Source organism: Paludibaculum fermentans (assembly GCF_051172195.1).
In the GTDB taxonomy this organism is placed as follows: Bacteria; Acidobacteriota; Terriglobia; order Bryobacterales; family Bryobacteraceae; genus Paludibaculum; species Paludibaculum fermentans_A.
This window is the reverse complement of sequence record NZ_JBPJAQ010000002.1, coordinates 262,492-281,788: the sequence shown is the minus strand read 5'-3', so window position 1 is coordinate 281,788 and position 19,297 is coordinate 262,492. Positions and strand designations below refer to the sequence as shown.

The 19,297-nt window shown below is 62.6% G+C and carries 10 protein-coding genes; 5 read left to right on the top strand and 5 right to left on the bottom strand.

Translation table 11 applies throughout. The annotated features are described in order from the left end of the window. Positions 1 to 44: 44 nt before the first annotated feature. The 5 genes from ACR9Y2_RS27750 to ACR9Y2_RS27730 form a co-directional block, all read right to left on the bottom strand. Positions 45 to 1,337, bottom strand: coding sequence for a M48 family metalloprotease (locus ACR9Y2_RS27750; protein ID WP_435045127.1), 1,293 nt, complete (start codon positions 1,335 to 1,337; stop codon positions 45 to 47). Positions 1,338 to 1,420: 83 nt separating this feature from the next. Beyond that, positions 1,421 to 3,574 carry a hypothetical protein gene (locus ACR9Y2_RS27745; RefSeq protein ID WP_435045126.1) on the bottom strand — a complete coding sequence of 718 codons (2,154 nt, stop codon included), beginning with the start codon at positions 3,572 to 3,574 and terminating at the stop codon, positions 1,421 to 1,423. Between the two features lie 356 nt (positions 3,575 to 3,930). Next, complete coding sequence (locus ACR9Y2_RS27740; RefSeq protein ID WP_435045125.1) at positions 3,931 to 4,560, bottom strand: cation transporter; 630 nt, start codon at positions 4,558 to 4,560, stop codon at positions 3,931 to 3,933. A gap of 36 nt (positions 4,561 to 4,596) precedes the next feature. Next, complete coding sequence (locus tag ACR9Y2_RS27735) at positions 4,597 to 5,562, bottom strand: sigma-54 interaction domain-containing protein (protein ID WP_435045124.1); 966 nt, start codon at positions 5,560 to 5,562, stop codon at positions 4,597 to 4,599. A gap of 355 nt (positions 5,563 to 5,917) precedes the next feature. After that, the gene (locus ACR9Y2_RS27730) at positions 5,918 to 7,723 is read right to left on the bottom strand and encodes a S8 family peptidase (protein WP_435045123.1); all 1,806 of its coding nucleotides are present in this window, start codon (positions 7,721 to 7,723) and stop codon (positions 5,918 to 5,920) included. Between the two features lie 476 nt (positions 7,724 to 8,199). On the opposite strand from ACR9Y2_RS27730, the gene ACR9Y2_RS27725 reads away from it, so the two are divergent. From ACR9Y2_RS27725 to ACR9Y2_RS27705, 5 genes are all read left to right on the top strand, one after another. Continuing rightward, complete coding sequence (locus tag ACR9Y2_RS27725) at positions 8,200 to 10,644, top strand: HD domain-containing phosphohydrolase (RefSeq protein ID WP_435045122.1); 2,445 nt, start codon at positions 8,200 to 8,202, stop codon at positions 10,642 to 10,644. 72 nt (positions 10,645 to 10,716) lie between these two features. Further along, the gene (locus ACR9Y2_RS27720; protein WP_435045121.1) at positions 10,717 to 11,325 is read left to right on the top strand and encodes a site-2 protease family protein; all 609 of its coding nucleotides are present in this window, start codon (positions 10,717 to 10,719) and stop codon (positions 11,323 to 11,325) included. 7 nt (positions 11,326 to 11,332) lie between these two features. Next, a complete protein-coding gene (locus ACR9Y2_RS27715) occupies positions 11,333 to 13,252 on the top strand; it encodes a CocE/NonD family hydrolase (RefSeq protein ID WP_435045120.1) in 1,920 nt (639 codons plus the stop codon). Between the two features lie 91 nt (positions 13,253 to 13,343). Then, positions 13,344 to 16,127, top strand: a complete 2,784-nt coding sequence (locus ACR9Y2_RS27710) for an InlB B-repeat-containing protein (protein WP_435045119.1) — start codon at positions 13,344 to 13,346, stop codon at positions 16,125 to 16,127. Between the two features lie 539 nt (positions 16,128 to 16,666). Next, on the top strand, positions 16,667 to 19,294 hold the full coding sequence (locus tag ACR9Y2_RS27705) for an InlB B-repeat-containing protein (RefSeq protein ID WP_435045118.1): 2,628 nt from the start codon (positions 16,667 to 16,669) through the stop codon (positions 19,292 to 19,294). Positions 19,295 to 19,297 lie beyond the last annotated feature (3 nt).

The following is a 19,297-nucleotide window of genomic DNA, read 5'->3' as shown; positions in this document are numbered from 1 at the left end:
AGTAGCTGAAACTAAACCACTACTGTGATGAACTGAACTGCCGCTCAGCGCCAGTTTCCGCGCAATGTGTGGTAATACCAGCGTGCCTGTTCCCCTCGGCTCGCCTCGTGATACCGAATAATTTTGACCTCGAACTCGTCGCCGGGACTGAATTCCTGCACGAGCCCGAGCACATCGCCCGTTCTTGACAGCAGATTTCCGTTGATGGAGAAGAGGAGGTCTCCGGGCGCTATGCCCAGTTGTCCAGCTGAGCTGCCGGGCACAACAGACAGAACCAGCACTCTGGCGGAGCCGGCGCGAAGGCCCATGCCTGCCAGTTCCTGATCGTCGACCTGGCGGATATTGACGCCGAGCCTGGGTGGCGGACTTGGGGGTGGGGGTTGGCGCCATTGGGTCCGGCCGGACTGGAATGCGGCGTCGACACCCTGCGCGGGTGCTCCGGCCTGCGCTTCGTCCGGTACAAGTTGGCGGCGCGCATCAGCCGGCATACGGGACACCGCGGTCTCGATCAGATTGCGCAACGGTTGATCCAATTCCCCCGTCACACGGACTGCGGCCGTGTGGAGTTGGGGGTCGACGGAGTAGGATTGGCGGGCCGAGTTCGGCAGCTGGGTAATGAGCCCTCGCAAGTTCTGCAGGCGAGTGGGAGTGAGCGGGTGATCCCGCTCCAGTCCTTCCAGTGAACTGGCACGGGGTTCATTTTGCGCTCGCCGGGCAAAGAAATTGTAGGAATCGATCACGTTGTAGCCGGCCGCAGCCGCGAGGTTGACGCCATAGCGGTCCGCCTCATTCTCCTGATCCCGGTTGTACTTGGCTTGCGCGAGATAGTTGCCGAATTTGGCGCCGGCGGAGGCGAGTCCACGCAATTGGGAGTTGGAATCGAGCTTAGTGGCGAGGATGGAGTCCAAAAGGGAGAACAGCGCAGTGGTTGTTGTGCTTTTCACGGAGGGCTTCGAGTGATTGAGCTCGATATGGCCGACCTCATGCGCCATGACTCCAGCCAGTTCAGCCTCGGTGCGGGCGAACTGCAGCAGTTCGGTATGAACCATGATGATTCCAGCGCCGGATGGCTGGCGTGCCGCGCACGCCTGGAAGTCGCCTGCCACGAGCATCACCCTGGTGGGCACGCGGGCGCCAGGCCGGGCGGCGAAGAGGCGGTTGGCCACGACCTGGAGGTAGCTCTGGAGCGGCTGGTAAGGCACCAGGGTGGAGACCTGGCCGCTGCAGTTCCGGAAAAGCGGCAGTTCCTCCGCGGCCGAAAGTGCACTGGGCGCCAACCAAGCGGCGGCCAGCAGAAGACAGGAGAGGGGATGGACGCCAGGCGGCTTTAGTGACATACGATCCTTTCCCAACTGGACGTGTGGAAGAGGCCGCCGGCGACCCGACCGCCGGATCTGACTTGCCGGCGGCCCCTCCAGGCTTAGCGCAAGGCAGGCAGGGCGGTGAACGCGGTGCCCTCAAAAAGCAGTCCTATGCCGGCAATGTCGCCGTTGGAGGAATTTACTTCAATTGAGCCGATGCCGCCTGCCGCGGCAGGAATCAGCGTGTCGATGGTGGTTGCGAAGTGCGCCATCGGGGGCATGGTGAAGCTGGTCTGCCCGGCGACGTCGCCATTGTAGTCCCGGAATACGATGGACACACTGCGGGACTGAGTCGAACTCGGATTGGCAAGAGCCAGGCCGACGGTGCCGTTGCGCTGGTCGAGCGGGACCCAGAATTGCGAAACGTTGCTGGGGAAGAAGGGCACGCTGGCCTCCTGCGCGATTCGGCCGGCCCCGTCGACGGTCTGGCGGAAGATCGCCAACCCTGCAAAGTCGCCGGCTCGGGCGGCGGAGAGCCAGCCGACGGAGGTGCCAGCCTCGCTGCCCGCTGTTTTCAGCGCGAGCATATTCTGGCCAATGAGCGATTCAACGGTGGAGCGAGTCCCCAGGCTGTCGTAGGTCACGGGCCAGGCTGCACCTGAGCCGGTCCACTTCGGTGCGAAGCCTTCGAAGGCGGTTCCGGTTCCCTGGTAGCTGGCCAGTTTCAGCACTCCGGAGGCGGCCCGATCACGAGAGAACGCGAACAGTTCGGTCGACCATCCACCCCCGTTGGCGATGTGGGGTACGAAGTAGTACTGATCGCTGGGCGGAGCAATCGAACCAGGCACAGTGGCCGTCGTCGAGAGCGCCGCCGGGGCAAGCGAGGTGAAGGCGCCCTGCGGCGAGAAGCGCAGACCGACCACTCCGATGCTGACACCGGCGCCAGCGCGGATCTGGACCAGACCGCGTTTATTGGCGGTGGCGGGCAGTTGATCAGTGAGAACAAAGGCCATGTGGCCGTTCGGATTGAGAGTGATGGTCCGGCTTTCCAATGGCCCCCCATTGGCGTCGCTGGAGTCCAAGGTGAAAGCGGTCGCCGTGCTGGCCAATGCGGTGATCGCCAATCCACTCAAGTATCCATTCTGGTTGTCGAAGGGCAGAATCCAGGCGTTGCTGCCGGTGGGGACGGAAAGAACACTGGCTGCCTGTTGGCCGCGTTGACCCGGAACCTCAGCGGAACGGAAGACGAGCATTCCGCTGACGCCCTGAGGGGCAATGAGGATATTGGAGCCCTGCCAGAGCGGATCCTCTGGCCGCAGCGTGCTGGTCACTCCAGCCAGTCCGTGGGGCGCGATTGCTCCTTCGTAGACACTGCCATCGAGCCCATCGGAGCTGCGGGTCCAGAGTTTGAACTTGACAGGCAGGTCGTTGTTGTTAAGAAACATCATCGTGCTGCTCCAGCCGGCGCCCTCGGCGTAGTGGGGGAAGAGGCTGGAGACCGCGGGTGGTCCGGGGCAGGCGCCCTGGCATTCGAGGGAGACGGTACCACGAGAGGAGTAGACGGCGGAGTCCTGCAGAATCAGCGAGTAGACACCGGTTGCCGGCACGACATAACCGCTGCCGATGAGGCGGGCCGCTCCCAACGAGTCGACCAGCATGGCTTCCTGTGTGCCGCTGCCATGCGTACGGGCAAATCGAAAGCGGAGGACGTCTCCCGCCTCCACGTTGAGCTTATAGAGATCGCGGTCGCCGGGAGGCTCGATGGAGGAGGCGAATTGCAGGCCGAGAGGCATGTACGGCGCCGACGCCGTCGGCACTCCGACGCGCTCAAAGGACATGGTGTAGGTATAGGGATCGAAGGAACCGGCAGTCCGGCCCTCGGTAAAGGTCATGCGGTAGCGGCCGCGGGAAGTGGTGCGAACGAGAGAAGCCAGTTGCAGGGAAGTGTCGGCGGTAACGATCTGGGTTCCGCTGGGGTCAAAGACGGTCACAACCGGATGCGAGCCGCCGCCGGCAGTTTCGAGCAACCCAATGGAGTAAAGCTCGGACGCCTGGGCGTCGAAGGTCCATTCGTGGCCGGAGACGGCAGTCACCGAGCAGGTGACGAGTTCGCCGGCAACCAGTGAGTTGGAACCCGACGGGCTAGGGCACACTCGTGGCGTTTCCTGCCCGCGCACGGCGGCCGAAAGAAGCAGGAGGAAGATGCCGGGCCAGGAGGCGCGGCGGGCGATGGCCAGGGCGGATGGAAATCTCAATGCGGATGACCGGAGCATGAATGCACCTAACTTTCGAAATGGGTTGAATCGGTTGCTCCACAAGGCAGAGTCCCTGCTAGGGAGGGAGGCAGGCAGGAGAATCTCGAGCGCGCATCGGTACAACGCCTCGCGGTCCGGAACGGACCATGACAACGCGACACATGGAGCGGTAGTAAGGAGCGTGCCAATCAGGAGCAAGTTTGTCGTCAGCTATCCACCTAAGGAGACAACACGATCCGCAGGGGTCATTAATTCCAATTCATGAAATGAGCGAGGAGACCGGACAGGCGTGCCCCGGGGTGGCTCGAGCCAGGAGAGCGGGGCCGCCTCACGAGCAGGTCCGATGTAGGGTAGGGCGGAGTGAACTGGACTAATCAGCCGCAGGAGCCGTGGCAGTCGCAGCCTTTGCCTTGCAGGGCCTGGATGCCTTCGCGGGCGATGATGGGGACCATGACCAGGCCGGCTACGGGGTCGGCCCACCACCAGCCGGCTACGGCGTTTAGGACCAGGCCGCCCAGGAGGATGGCGGAGAGATAGCTGCAGAGTTGGGTTTGGCGGGAGTCGGCCACCATGGCGGCGCTGTTCAGGTTGAGGCCGACGCGGCGTTTCATGCGGGCCATGACGGGCATGATGATGAACGAGGCGAGGGCTAGCAGGATGCCGGGGATGGAGCGCTGGGGCGCTTCGCGGGTCCACAGGCTCGCGGCCGATTCGTAGGCGACGTAGGCGGCGAGCAGCAGGAAGGAGATGCCAATCCAGCGCAGGGAGGTCTGCTCGATGGACTCGCGCAGGGGATGGTCGTCGTGGCGCAGGCGCCAATGCATGACGAGGCTGGAGAAGGTTTCGATGGAGCTGTCGACGCCGAAGCCGATGAGGGCGATGCTGGAGGCAGCTCCGCCGGAGGCCAGGGCGATGATCGCTTCCAGGAAGTTATAGCCAACATTGCAGTACTCCAGCCGGAGTCCTTTTTGCACTTCGGCGCCACGGAGGGTGACTGCGTCCATGGAGTTCATTCTCGCCGATTGAGGGAAGATTGGGTATCAGGCGGACGGCATGTAGACCTTGAGTTTGCGGCTTAAGGTGCGGGAGGAGATGCCGAGGATGGAGGCGGCTTTTTCCTGGTGCCAGTTGGTTTCGGTGAGGGTGCGCAGGATGAGGCTGCGTTCCATGGCTTCGAGCAGGCCTCCGCCGGGCTCAGCCTCCGAATCGGGCGCCGAGACCGCCGAGGAGAGATTGCGGAGCGAGTTGTCGAGCATCAGGGAACCGCCGGCGGCGCGGATTTCATCGGGCAAGTCGGCAAACTGTACCTGGCCGTCCATGGACATGGCGCCGGCCGAGATGATGGCGTTGCGAAGTTCGCGGACATTGCCGGGCCAGTCCCACTGGCGGATGGCGTGCAGGGCGGCGGTGGAGAAGACGGCGTCGGGGCAGTGGCGCTGGCGGAAGAATTCGGCTAGGGCGCCGACATCCTCCGGTCTGCTGCGCAGTGGCGGGACGGTGAGGCGAAGCTGCGCCAGGCGGTGGTAGAGATCTTTACGGAAGCGGCCTTCGGCGACCATTTTGGCGAGGTCCTGGTTGGTGGCGGTGAGGATGCGGACATTCACCTTGACCTTTTTGGTGCCGCCCAGCCGGTAGTATTCGCCGGAGTCGAGGACGCGCAGGAGTTTCACCTGAAGACGGAGGTCGAGTTCCCCGATCTCGTCGAGGAAGAGGGTGCCGCCGTCGGCGATCTCGAAGAGGCCCTCCTTGGCCTGGTCGGCTCCGGAGAAGGCGCCTTTGTGGAACCCGAAGAGCTCACTTTCCATGAGCGTATCGGGTAGGGCTCCGCAACTGACATCGACCCAGACCAGGTTGGAGCGTTTGGAGTAGTGGCAAAGGGCGCGGGCCACGATCTCCTTGCCTGTGCCGCTTTCCCCGCAAATCAGGACGCTGGCGTCAGTCAGAGCAAAACGGCGCACGCGGTCCATGAGGTTGAGCATTTCCTGGCTGGCGAAGACCGCGTCCATCCCAAGAAATGACTCCCGCTGTACCGTGGGGGCAATACACATGCTTTCACAGCGTACTGGGAATTGACGGCGGCTACAATTTGGTGGGAGTCCTAGCTGTCATAAGGATTGTACCGAGATCAGAATGAGACAGTTACCCCTATAGCGGTCTAAGCGAATCTACGTAACATGAAGTTCAAAGTCTTTGTATTTCAGTCGATAAGGCTGGGTTGGGGTGTCGTTTCGAGGGCTGGATGGCTGAGAGATCAGCTCATTTGGATACAAAGAGGCCGGCAACCTATTTGGGAGGCGCCGGCCTTTGGAGTGAGGATTACGGACTTCGCTTGAATTCTATTGCCGGGGGGTGGCCGGCGGCTTAGTTGTCTCCGGTGGCAGAGGTGGACTCGGAGAACGGATTAGCGGTACCCCAGACGACTCCGGTGCCCCACACGACTCCGGTGCCCGCTGGAGTGGCGGTACCCCAGACGACTCCGGTGCCCCAGACCACGCCGGTGCTGCTGACCGCCGTGCCCCAGACCACGCCTGTACCCCAGACGACTCCGGTGCCCCACACGACTCCGAGGCCGGAGGTATCGGAGGTGTCGTAAGCGAAGGTGACTGAGCCGTTCTGGTAGACGGCTTTGGGTGACTTAGCCGTTTGGGTTGTCGAGATTTTGTCGCTGCTGCTGAGGGCGGCCACGACGTCGAGATAGCCGGCGCCTACGGTGAAGGCATCGGCCCGCATGGTGTAGGACTGGCCGGTGGTGGGATCGACGCCAGTGCTGGTAGAGGGCAGAGCCTTGCTGGCGGTCTTCATCAGGCGCGCTTTGACCTGATCGGGGGTGAGGGTGGAGTCCTTCTGCAGGAGCAGGGCGGCCGCGCCGCTCACCATGGGGGCAGCCATGCTGGTGCCGCTGAGGGTGAAGTAGGCTTCGTAGGGAACCCCACGGAACCAGTCGCCGGGGATGGTGTTGCCGGGGTAGTGGGACTGGAAGTAGCCGGTATTGGGCTTGACGGAGATGACGCGATTGCCGGGCGCCACGAGATCCGGCTTGACGATCTGGTCGCGCAGCGTCGGACCTTTGGAGCTGAACGATGTCATCTGGTCGTCGGACTTGGAGGGGGTCTGTTTATCGTTCATCGCGCCCACGGTGATCACGAAAGGATCGTTTCCCGGAGAGGTGATGGTGGAATAGCCCTGGGTCTTCATGGAATTGTCGCGGCCGTTGTTGCCGGCGGCGACCACGACGACGATGCCGGCCTTCCAGGCGCGTTCGACAGCCTGGCAGAGGGGATCGAGCTTATAGGATTCGACGACAACGCGTCCCAGTGAGAGATTGATGACGCGGATGTTGTAGGTGCGCTTTACGCTGATGGCGTAGTCGATGGCTGCGATGACTGAGCTGTCGCGGCCGACGCCGGTGCTGTCGAGGGCGCGCAGGGCGATGAGCTTCGTAGCCGGTGCTACGCCGGGGATGCCGTTGTAGAGAATTGACTGCGATTTGGCGGCGCAGAACCCGTTGCCGCCGACGATGCCCGCCACGTGGGTGCCGTGGCCGAAGGGATCCCAACCGCTGGGCTCCCAGGTGACGAAGTCTTTCTTATGGACGATGCGGGTGCTGAGGCAGAGGCCGTCCAGGAGATCGCGCTGTTCAGAGCCGATGCCGCTATCGATGATGGCGACGCCGATGCCGCGGCCATCGTAGCCATAGTTCTGGGCCGTGACAGCGCCCACTGTGGAGATGGAGTAGTCCAACTGGCCGGTGGCGCGCAGTTCGCGATCGGGGGTAATGTAGGCGACATTGGGGTTCTCGGCCAGCCGCAGTGCCTGATTGCGGGTCATGCGTACGTGGCCGGTGCGGCCCTCGCGCTGCATTTGGTGGATTTCCGCGCCGGCGATCTGGGCCTGGGCGACGTCTTCGTCGGTGACATCACCGACGTATTGGACGATCATGTCCTGGAGTTCGGAATCGGCATCAGCGATACGGCCCTGTGCCCCTTGACGGCCCCAAGCGGAGGGGTTACGGGTGTCGTCAGAGAGTTTGGACTGGGCCGGCACAGCAACGCGGCTGCCGTTTTGTTCACTAACCTGGGGCTCTGCCATAACGACCGTCATCGAGTGAGCCGTGAGCACGGCGAGGACGGCCAGACAGCGAACCAGCGATTTCGGGTATTTGTGCATTTGGATCAATTCCATGAACGGGGACACCGATTTATAGGCAATCGGCGGGCCACTGCGGGCGAACTCTTAAGTTGCTGAGGAATTGGGACCTTTCGATAGAGCCCGGAGCCGCGCCAGACATTTTGTCGGAGATGGCGGACAGGACGCCGGACGAAGTGTCTGGAAAGTCGCAGGCCGGCAGATGGGGCCGGACACGAGTTCCCGCGGCGTGAACGGACCGGTAGTCCTAGAGCCGTCAGGGCTTGGGTTGTGGTTGCTGGGACTGGCTGGGCATTCGAAACGATGGCCCGGGCCAACGGTCATTAAACTGCATCCATATTGAGCGCCGGAGCCTGATGGTGAGGACGAGGGCCAGGACGACCTGTAGGAAACCGAGGGGTTTCCCTTATGCAGGCACTCGAAAGAACCGTCGAAGGGTAAGGCAGACGCCGGTGTCTCTACATGTCTATAGAAACTGGTGACGGGAAAGATCGCGCATGACCACGCGGGCCAGGATCTACATCGCCGCTGTGCTGGCGACCGGGCTGGTGGTGATGGTGCAGGCCCTGGCCACCTGGCGGCCGGAGAACCTGGTGCGGCTGGGCTTGTATGTGGCGATCACGCTGGTGGCATCGGGCATGAAGCTGCGGCTGCCGGGTGTGACGGGCACGATCTCGCTGCACTTCCTATTCCTGCTGATTGGCGTGGTGAACCGGACTTTGCCGGAGGTTCTGATCGCGGGCGCCGGGGCGACGCTGGTGCAGTGCTTCTGGAATGCGATGAAGCGGCCGACGGCGATCCAGGTGGCGTTCAACGTGTGTGCGACGGCCGTGGCGGTGGGGGCGACGGACTTTGTGTATCACGCCGCGTCGCTGCAGGATCCGAGTCTTTGGGCGGTACGCCTGGGGGCGTCATCGGGCGTATTCTTTTTCGCGAACACGGCTCCGGTGGCGCTGGTGATCGGACTGACGGAGCAGCGCTCGCCGGCAGCGATCTGGCGGGAGTGTTACTTCTGGTGCTTTCCTTATTATCTGGTGGGCGCCACGCTGGCGGCCTCATTTGGATTCCTGAGCCGGTCGATGGGCGAATTGACGGCTCTGTTGTGCCTGCCGGTGGTGTATATCGTTTTCCGCGCTTACGGCCTGTACCTGGAGAAGCTGGAGTCGGAGAAGGATCATGCGAAGGAAATGGCTTCGCTGCACCTGCGAACGATTGAGGCGTTGGCGCTGGCGATCGACGCCAAGGATCATGCGACGAACGGGCATCTGCACCGGGTGCAGGTGTACGCCATTGAGCTTGGGCGGGAGATGGGCCTGCCGAAATCCGATCTGGAAGCGTTGCGGGCAGCGGCGTTGTTGCACGACATCGGGAAACTCGCCGTGCCGGAGCACATCATTTCGAAGCCGGGGAAGTTGACCTTCGAGGAGTTCGAGAAGATGAAGGTCCATCCGGAGGTAGGCGCGGAGATCCTGGAGCGGGTGAAGTTTCCCTATCCGGTCGTGCCGATTGTCCGGTCGCATCATGAGAAATGGGATGGAACGGGCTACCCCAACGGGCTGAAGGGGGAAGAGATTCCGCTGGCGGCCCGGATCCTGGCGACGGTAGATTGTCTGGATGCGCTGGCGAGCGAACGGCAGTACCGCAGGGCGCTGCCATTGACCGAGGCATTGCAGGTGGTGATCTCGGAGTCGGGGAAGAGCTACGATCCGGCGGTGGTGGAACTGCTGGCCCGCAGGATGAATGAACTGGAAGCGAAGGTGCAGGGGGCGGCGCCCATTTTCGCAACTGAGCCGATTCAGGCGGAAACACAGCAGGATCGCAGCGAGCCTTCGACGCCGGGAGAGAATGCGGAGCAGGCCAGCGTGCCCGCCGGCGGCCGCCAGCAGGATTTCCTCACCTCGATTGCGGCAGCCCGGCAGGAGGCGCAGGCGATCTACGAACTGGCGCAGAACCTGGGCAACTCGCTGAGTTTGAAGGAGACGATGTCGGTGATGGCGGGCCGCCTGAAGCGCATGGTGCCGTACGACGGAATGGCCGTCTATGTCCTGCGGGGCAAGGTCCTGCTGCCGGAGTATGTCAGCGGGGAGGACGCCAAGGTCTTCAGCTCACTGACGATTCCGATGGGCCAGGGGCTGTCGGGGTGGGTGGCGGAGAACCGCAAGCCGATTCTGAATGGCAACCCTTCGGTGGAACCGGGCTACCTGAACGACCCGAAGGTTTTCAGCATTTTGAACTCGGCGCTGGCGGTGCCGCTGGAGACAGCGGAAGGGGTGTTGGGTGTGCTGGCGCTGTACAAGTCGGGTCGGGATTCGTTCTCGAAGGACCATTTGCGGGTGCTGATGGCCGTGAGTTCGAAGATCTCGGGGGCCGTCGAGAATGCGATCAAGTACAAGGAAGCCGAGTCGTCGGCCACGACGGATTACCTGACGGGGCTGCCCAATGCGCGCTCGCTATTCGTGCACCTGGACCAGGAGATGACCAGGGTGGGGGCATCGAACGCAGGGCTTGCGGTGCTGGTTTGCGACATCGACGGCTTCAAGCAGGTGAACGATCTGTACGGACACCTGGCCGGCAACCAGGTGCTGAGCCAGGTGGCGGCGCGATTCCGGGCAATGTGCCGGGATACGGACTATGTAGCGCGCATGGGCGGTGACGAATTTGTGGTGGTTGCGCCGGGCCTGTCGACTGAGGCAGCCATCAAGAAGATTCTCGCCCTGGACCAGGCGACTGCGGCGGCAGGCGTCGAGGCATGCGGCTGCAAGTTCATCGGGTTGAGCGTGGGTGCGGCGTTCTTCCCGGCCGATGGCCAGAATGCGGAAGAGTTGCTGGCGGAAGCGGACCGCCGGATGTACCGCGCGAAACAGACGCGCAAGAAGCTGCGCGCGGAGGGTGCGAGCGCGGAGAGCATCGTACCGAGCATGGCGCGGCACGCGATTCACTAACAGGCAATCCTTGGGCTGGCGATCGCCGGATTGTCCCGTTCAGGGCGACGCGGCGTGTAGCATGGATAGGAGATGCCCACGAACATCGTCCAAGCCTTGCTAGATGTCCTGATTTTCTGGCTGCTCACCACACCCCATGAATTCGCGCATGCGTGGGTAGCCGACCGGCTTGGTGACGACACTCCGCGCCTGGAGGGCCGGGTGACGTTGAATCCGCTGGCGCATGTGGATTGGATCGGCACTGTCGTGGTGCCGTTGATTTCCTCAATTTTCGGCGGCATTTTCTTTGGCTGGGGGCGGGCCGTCAATACGAACCCGAGCAAGCTGAAGGGCGGGTACAATGGCCTGCTGATGGTGGCCCTGGCGGGGCCGGGCAGCAATGTGATTTTTGCATTAGTCCTGGCACTGGTGGGTTCATTCTGGCATGCGGGCACGGAGATCCTGTTCCGGGCCGCTTACCTGAGCCTGTTTCTGGCGCTGTTCAACATGATCCCGATTCCACCGCTGGATGGCTCGAAGTTTTTGCTGGCGGCGCGCATCCCTGCTTTCTGGTATATCGAGCTGAGCCGTTTTGGGTTTATTTTATTGCTGGTGCTGATGTCGTCGACTGGTTTGGGCCGGTGGATGTCGGAGACCAGCATGCTGAGTGCGTTAAAGATGTTTGCCCTATTTAGAGCGTAGAGGAGCCATGAGACTGAGAAGTGTACTTCTGATGGCGGCGATGCCGCTGGTGTTGATGGCGCAAGCCCGCAGGAATGCCCCACCGGCGGAGACGCCCGCGGCGGCGGCGGCCAGCACGCCGGAGCAGCGGCGCGCGTATATCCGCGAGCATTATACAAAGGCGGAATATCTGATCCCGATGCGGGACGGGGTGAAGTTGTTCACCTCGGTCTACACGCCGAAGGACCACAGCCAGAAGTATCCGATCCTGCTCATGCGGACTCCTTATACGGTGGGGCCATACGGGTCTGAGAACTACAGCACGCGCCTGGGGCCGGCCAGCGAGAAGTTCGTGAAAGAAGGGTTCATTTTCGTAGGGCAGGACGTGCGCGGCAAGGGCCGGAGCGAAGGGAAGTACATGGACATCCGTCCGGTGAATCCCAACAAGCGGGGCCCGAAGGATGTGGACGAGCCGAGCGACACGTACGACACGATTGAGTGGCTGGTGAAGAACATCCCGGACAACAACGAGCGGGTGGGCATGTACGGGATCTCATATCCGGGCTTTTACGCGGCGATGGGGGCGGTGGAGTCGCATCCAGCTCTGAAGGCGACTTCGCCGCAGGCTCCGGTGATCAACTGGTTCATCGGGGACGATTTCCATCACAACGGAGTGCTGTTCCTGGCGCATGCGTTCAATTTCTTTTCGGGCTTCGGCCGTTCGCATCCGCCGGACGGGCCGAATCTGGAGCGGGTGGAGATGAAGACTCCGGACTCGTATGATTTCCACCTGCGCACGGGTGCGCTGGCGAATTACGACGAGAAGTATTTCCACGGCCAGACCGAGTTCTGGAAAGAGCTGACGCAGAACGATACATATAACGAATTCTGGAAGTCGCGTGATTTGCGGCAGTATGTGAAGAACCTGAAGCCGGCGATGATGAGCGTGGGCGGGTGGTTCGATGCCGAGGATGTATTTGGTCCGCTGAACCTGTATAAGACGTCGGAGGCGCAGAATCCGGGCGCGAAGAACATGCTGGTGGAGGGGCCGTGGTCGCATGGCGGGTGGGCGCGTACGGACGGCACGAAGCTGGGCAATATCAGCTTTGCGTCGAACACCTCGAAGTTCTTCCAGGACGAGATCGAGTATCCGTTTTTCCTGTATCACCTGAAGGGGAAGGGCGAGGGCGACAAGCTGCCGGAGGCGTATGTCTTCGAGACAGGGCGCAATGAGTGGCACAAGTTCGACGCCTGGCCGCCCAAGGAAGCCAAGTGGAAGACGATGTATTTCCAGGCGGGCGGCAAGCTGGGCCCGGTTCAGCCGGCGGACAAGACCGAAGCCTTTGACGAGTATGTCAGCGATCCGGCCAAGCCGGTGCCGTTTACGCCGTACATCACGAACGGCATGTCGTATGCGTACATGACCGATGATCAGCGTTTCGCGGCGGCGCGTCCGGATGTGCTGGTGTACCAGACGGAACCGCTGGAAGGCGATGTGCGGGTGGCTGGTCCGCTGAAGGCGTCGCTGTTTGTGTCGACGACGGGCACGGATTCGGATTGGGTGGTGAAGCTGATCGACGTATTCCCGAACGATACGGCGGATCCGCAGCCGAACCCGGAGAATATCCGCATGGGCGGCTACCAGATGCTGGTGCGCGGCGAGCCGTTCCGGGGCAAGTTCCGGAAGGGGTTCGACAAGCCGGAGGCGTTCACGCCGGGCAAGATGGCGGAAGTGGCGTTCGAGTTGCCGGACATTTTCCATACATTCCGCACAGGGCACCGGATCATGGTGCAGGTGCAGAGCTCGTGGTATCCGCTGGGCGACCGGAATCCGCAGAAGTTCATGAAGATCCAGGATGCGAAGGCCGAGGATTTTGTGAAGGCGACGCAGCGGGTATTCCGGATGAATACGGCTCCGTCGGCGATTCAGCTTTCGACGATCGAGTAGCCTGCGGGACCAGTTGCTGAGAGGCCTGGTCCCGGCCCCCGCCGCTCCCGGCGAGACGTTATATTGGTTTGTCGGCGCACTGGAGGGTCACGTGCGCCGCAAATCAAAATATCGGGTGGGGTTTGTGCGTTCCAACAAACGATCAACAATTGCCTTCGGAGTCCTTGGACAGGCGGCGGCTTGGGCTGCGCTCTTACTTTGCGGGAGCGCCGGGCCACTGGCGGCGCAGAACGGTCCGCTGGCGTGTACGGCCAGCACATCAACGACGCGGCCTATCCGGGCCAGCGAGATTGCGGCGCTGATCGGAGAGATTGAGATTACCTGCACGGGCGGGACGCCGACGGCAGCAGGCAGTCCTGTGCCGACGGTGGACGTGCAGGTGCACTTCAACACGGACTACACAGGGCGCATTCTGGGGACGTTCACGGAATCGCTGCTGCTGATCGACCGGCCGGCTCCGGCGAGCCAGGTAGCCTGTACATCGAATCCGACGCAGTGCGGATGGACTGGCGGGACCAAGGGTCCGAACGTGTTTCCATCGCAGTCTCCGGCGTTGAATGCGATTGCGTTCTACAGCATTCCTCTGGATCCGCCGGGCAATGGCGGGACGCGGCGCTTCACGATCCGGAATGTGCGGCTGGATGTGTCGGCGATTGCGGTGCCCACTCCGCCCGCGGGCGTGCCGATTACGGCGAATGTGAGCATGACCACGGTTTCGGTGCAGAACCCGAACCTGGTGGTGGGGAACGCGGCGGCGGCAGTGACGGTGCAGGTGATGGACGCGACGAGTTCGGCTCCGGTAGACGGAACGACGGGTGCGGGGCTGCCGACGTGTACGGGTGGCACGCAGCAGCGGATTGCGAACCTGCGGGTGACGCCGATTGGCCCTTCGCTGCTGGCGCGGACGATCGCAGCGTTTACGGCTACGGATGTCTCGTCGACGCCGGCGGCGCAGAACCTGGTGAATACGGTCTACAGCTCAGACTCGGATTTCTACAATCCGAACTTCCCGGCTACGGGCAATATGAACATGGCGGGTTTGGCGCAGTATGGAACGCGGATCCAGGCGACACTCAGCCAACTGCCGACGGGTGTGACGGTCTATGTGGGTACGGTGCCGGTGACCTATTCGCAGGGCAACCCGGTGGCGAACGGCGCGGGACAGGTGCGGGCGCGGCTGGTGACGACGGACCGGTGGGCGTTCGCTCCGCAGCCGGCGACAACGATCATCGACGGGATCCCGGTGACGGCGCTGACGATCACGAACGGCAATGCGACCGCGGTGTGGGAGATCCAGTTCGCGGGCAATACTCCGACGAGCGTGGACTTCCCGGTGTGGATTTCGTACCTGGCGAATGTCTCGACGCTGAACCCGGCGCAGGTGCGGCTGCAACTCGCTCCGGTGTCAGCCGACCGTACCTCGAGCGACGACGCGCCGATTCCGCGTTTTGTGGACGACGGCACGACGCAGCCGCTGTTCAGCCTGCAGCCGACATGCGCGAACGGGGCCTATACGGTGGGTCCATCGACGACGGGTAACGGGGTGCGCTTCAGTGTGGATGGCTATGTTTACACGACGGCGCAGAAGTTCAACTGGGCGACGGGCAGTTCGCACGTGTTGAGTATGAGCACACCGGCAGCGGGCGCCAATACGAGGGCGGTGGCGCTGGGCTGGAGCGATGGCGGCGCGCTGACGCACACGATTAGCGCTCCCGGGACACCGACGACGTATACGGCGCTTTTCAAGACACAGCACAAGCTGACGGCGACGGCCACTCCGGCGCAGTATGGCGGGGTGTCGGCCAGCCCATCATCCGCGGACGGATTTTATGACGCGAATACGAACGTCCAGGTCACGGCGGCGGCCAATTCGGGGTACAAGTTCCTGGGCTTCAAGGGGAGTTTGACGGGCAGCACGAATCCGCAGACGCTGCAGCTCTCAGCCCCGGCGACGGTGACGGCTGAGTTTGCGGTTCTCCTGCCGCTGACCTCCACGGTGAGCGTGACGCCGGCGACGGGGTCGGGCTCGAGCCCGACGTTCCAGGCTGTTTACCAGGGGTCCCTGGGCTACCAGTCGTTGAAGTGGGTGCAGATGCTGGTGGCGACGGCGACGGACGGCGGCGGGCAGCCTTACTGCCTGGTGCACTATGACGTGAAGGGCCAGGCGTTCTGGCTGTACTCCGACACGTTTGGGTTCTTCGCGGGTCCGATTGCGGCGGGCGCGCACTCGGCCGACCTGGCGGGCACCGATTGTGCCCTGAGCACGCTGCAATCGACGGCGACGGGCAACGGGCTGACGCTGCAGTTGAATCTGCGCACGGAATTCAAGATTGCCGGCAACCGGAATGTCTACCTGCGGGCGTATGACGACCTTGGAACGGACACCGGGTGGGTGCAGCGCGGCACGTGGACGCAGGCGGCTTCGCCGGCACAGCAGTTCGGGGTGGCGCAGGCGACTCCGGCCGGATCGTCGCAGACATTTACATTGGATTATGTCGATCCGGCAGGGTTCACGGGGATCTCGAAGGGCTGGTATCAGTTCCTGATCGCGGCCGATAGTACGGGCGGCGGACTGCCGTTCTGCTATGTGCACTATGACCGGGCGGCGAACACCTTCTGGATGTACTCAGGCGATGTCGGATTCTTTGTGGGTCCGGTGGCGCCGGGCACGGCGTCGAACCTGTTGAGCAGTTCGGCCTGCTCGCTGGATGTGGCCAATGCGACGGCCACTCAGTTGGCGGACCGGCTGCAGGAGAAGGTTCCGGTGGTGTTGAAGGCACCGATGAGCGGGGCCAAGAAGATGTTCATGCATTCGCTGGACGTGCTTGGCCGTGATTCGGGCTGGGTGCAGGTGGGGACTTACCAGGTTCCTTAACGGGCCAAGGCGCAACTGCGCAAGGGGGCGGATTTCCGGTTCGAGAGCAGAGTGCCTTTGCCGGCTGGGCGGGGCGATGCTCGACCGGGGGTCCGCCCCTTTTTTGTGGCACATAAGCAATTCCCGGGCCAGGATGGACGAAATGCGGAATGGGATTTAGACGTAGTCGATGGAGATGCATTAGATTCCGCCTATGTGGATGGATGGCACTGACTTACCGCAAAGTAAGCAGGCTGGGGATGGAATTCACAATTATGGGGGGCGGGGGGGCGGAGCGCAATAAAGCACCTTGCGATTGCACAAAATCAGCCTCTCAAACGAGCGGTGATTCAACCCCAAGGAGTATATTAGTTCTTCGGTCATCCGCCAATCGGCGGACTTACTGTTTTTCATTTCCTGTGGGGGATATGCCGACACGAATTCCGATCCCCGGTGCGCGCCTCGCGTGGACACCCGGATTCGCCAGTGTTTTGTTTCTTTTGATGGCGAGTTCGCTGCCTGTCCGATCCCAGACTTTTCCGCTTTCCTGTTGGAGCTCAGTGGGACCGTCACGGACGATTCGTGCGACGGAGATCACGGCTGCCGTGGCCGATGTCATGGTGACGTGCCAGCACGGAACGCCTACGGCGGCGGGGGCACCAGTTCCGACTGTAGATTTGCAACTGTATTTCAATACGGATGTGACTGTGCGGACGTCTGGGGCGGTGGCGGAGGCCCTGCTGCTGGTGGACGACCCGGCGCCGCAGAATCAGCAGGTTTGTCCGGGCGATCCGGTTTCGTGCGGCTGGACCGGGGGCGCGAAGGGCGCGAATGTGTTCCAGGGGAAAGTGCTAGGGCGGAGTGCGATTGCGTTTCAAGGGGTGCCGTTGGATCCTCCGGGCGACGGGAAGTCGCGCACATTCCGGATGACGAATTTGCGGGTGGACGCGTCGGGACTCAGCCCGCAGGTGATCTCGGGCGGGCAGGTACTGGCATCGGTGACGATGACCGGGCCCAACAGTGTTTCAGGGACCTTGCTGGTGGCGGACGTGCAGCCACCGATCAGCACAACTGTACTGGAAACGACAGGGCGATTCCCGCTGAATGCGACAGGGGGCCTCTGGCTGCAGAACTGCACTAGCGTGTCGCAACGGGCGTTGGGCGTGCTGCAGTTCACGGCCCTGCTTGGAGGTACGTTTCGAACCAGGACGAATTCGGTTTTTGTAGATACGGAGACTGTGCCGCCACCGGTGGCGCAGAATGTGGCGGGCTTGCTGTCCGGGTCGGAATCGATGTTTTTTGCTCCGGCCTTCCCGGCGGTGAACAGGCTAAATACGGCGGGATTGGCCGATGCCGGCACCCGGTTGAGAGCTGTGTTTCCGGATGTTCCGCCGGGCGTCACGCTCTATGTATCGACGGTCCCTGTGACCTATACGAATGGGGTTCCAGCGGTGAACGGCGCCGGGCAATTCCAGGCGCGCCTGGTGACCACGGAGAATGGGGTGTTTGTTCCGGCGGCGCCGACGACCACGATTGGGGGAATACCGGTGGCCGCGCTGGCGGTGAACCAGGGTACGGCCGTGGCGGTATGGGAAGTGCTTGCCTCGAATGGTTTGGCGGGGGAGAAGGCACAATTCGCACTCTGGCTGTCGTTTACGGCCAGCAGCGCCGTGGCGGGTACGTCGACGGTACAGCTGCAACTGGGGCCGGTGTCGAGTGTGCGGTCGGCGGATGATGTGGCATCGATTCCACGGTTTGTGGACGACGGAGCGGCGCTGAATCTGTTTACCGTGGGACCGGCGTGCACGGGCGGCGCGTATGTGGTGAGACCGTATACTCCCATATTCACCAACTTCGAGGTAGACGGCATCCGTTACAACACGTCCGCGTACTTCAATTGGCAACCGGGCAGCACCCACACGTTGAAGGGGATTCTTCCGCCGCAGACGACTGACCCGACAAGACGCCAGCGGATCGTGTGGAGCGACGGGGGCGCACCGACGCATACGATTACGGTGCCTGCCGCGCCAACCACCTATGTAGTGGATGTGCCGACCGACTATCAATTGGATCTGGCGGTGATTCCCGCCGGTGGCGGCAGTATTCAGGCGAGCCCGGTGTCAGCGGACGGCTTTTACCCGTCGGGCAACAATTCACAGGTTACCTTGCAGGCGGTGCCGAGCCCCGGATATACGTTTGTGGGTTTCGCGGGGGACCTGAGCGGGACGCAGAGTCCGCAGCAGGTGACCATGCAGGCGGCGCGGAAGGTGAATGCGATCTTTGCGCGGAACGGCAAGACGCCGGTGGTGCCCGCGCTGGCTGAGAGTTTTATGAGCGGGGCATGGGTGACGCTAAAGGCGTCGTTCCAGGCGGCGCAGGGTTACCGGTCGATCAGCGCCGTGCAGGTGTTGTCGGCGGCGGCTCCGGATGGCGGCGGGGCGCCGTTCTGCTTCATTCACTATGACGTGGCGGGCGGCGCTTTCTGGCTTTACTCCGACGTGTACGGGTTCTTCATGGGGCCGGTGAAGCCGGGCGTGGCTTCGAGTGAGTTACAGGGCTCGGCCTGTGCGTTGGGTACGGCTCAATCGAGCGTCCAGGCGAGCGGACAGATGCTGGAACTGACCCTGGCCGTCACTTCCAAGATCGCGGCCGAGCGGAATGTGTACTTGAGGGCGATGGAGACCGACGCTTCCGACACCGGGTGGGTGCGGCAGGGCCGATGGGTGCAGGGGGCACCGGTCGAGAGTCACCTCAGTGCATACCCGAATTTCGGGGCGGGCTCCCAGCAGACTTTTTCGCTCTCCATCTCGGGTGCGGGGGCGATCGGCGACTTCGACAAGGGTTGGGCGCAGTTCCTGGTGGCGGCGGACAGCACGGGCGGCGGGCAGCCGTTCTGTTTCGTCCACTATGACAAGGCCGGGCATCAGTTGTGGATGTATTCGTCAGACGTGGGCTTCTTCCTGGGTCCGGTGGCGCCGCAGGTGGCTTCCGCGCAGTTGAATAGTTCCGCGTGCTGGCTGGACACGTTGGCGAGTGTGGCGACTCCTCAGTCCTCTGGTTTAAACCTGACGCTGCCGCTGACGATGAAAGCGCCCATGCGCGGATTGAAGAAGCTGTACATGCGGACGCTGGATGCGTTGGGGATCGACTCGGGCTGGCGGCAGGTGGGGACGTACATGGTGCCGTAGGGG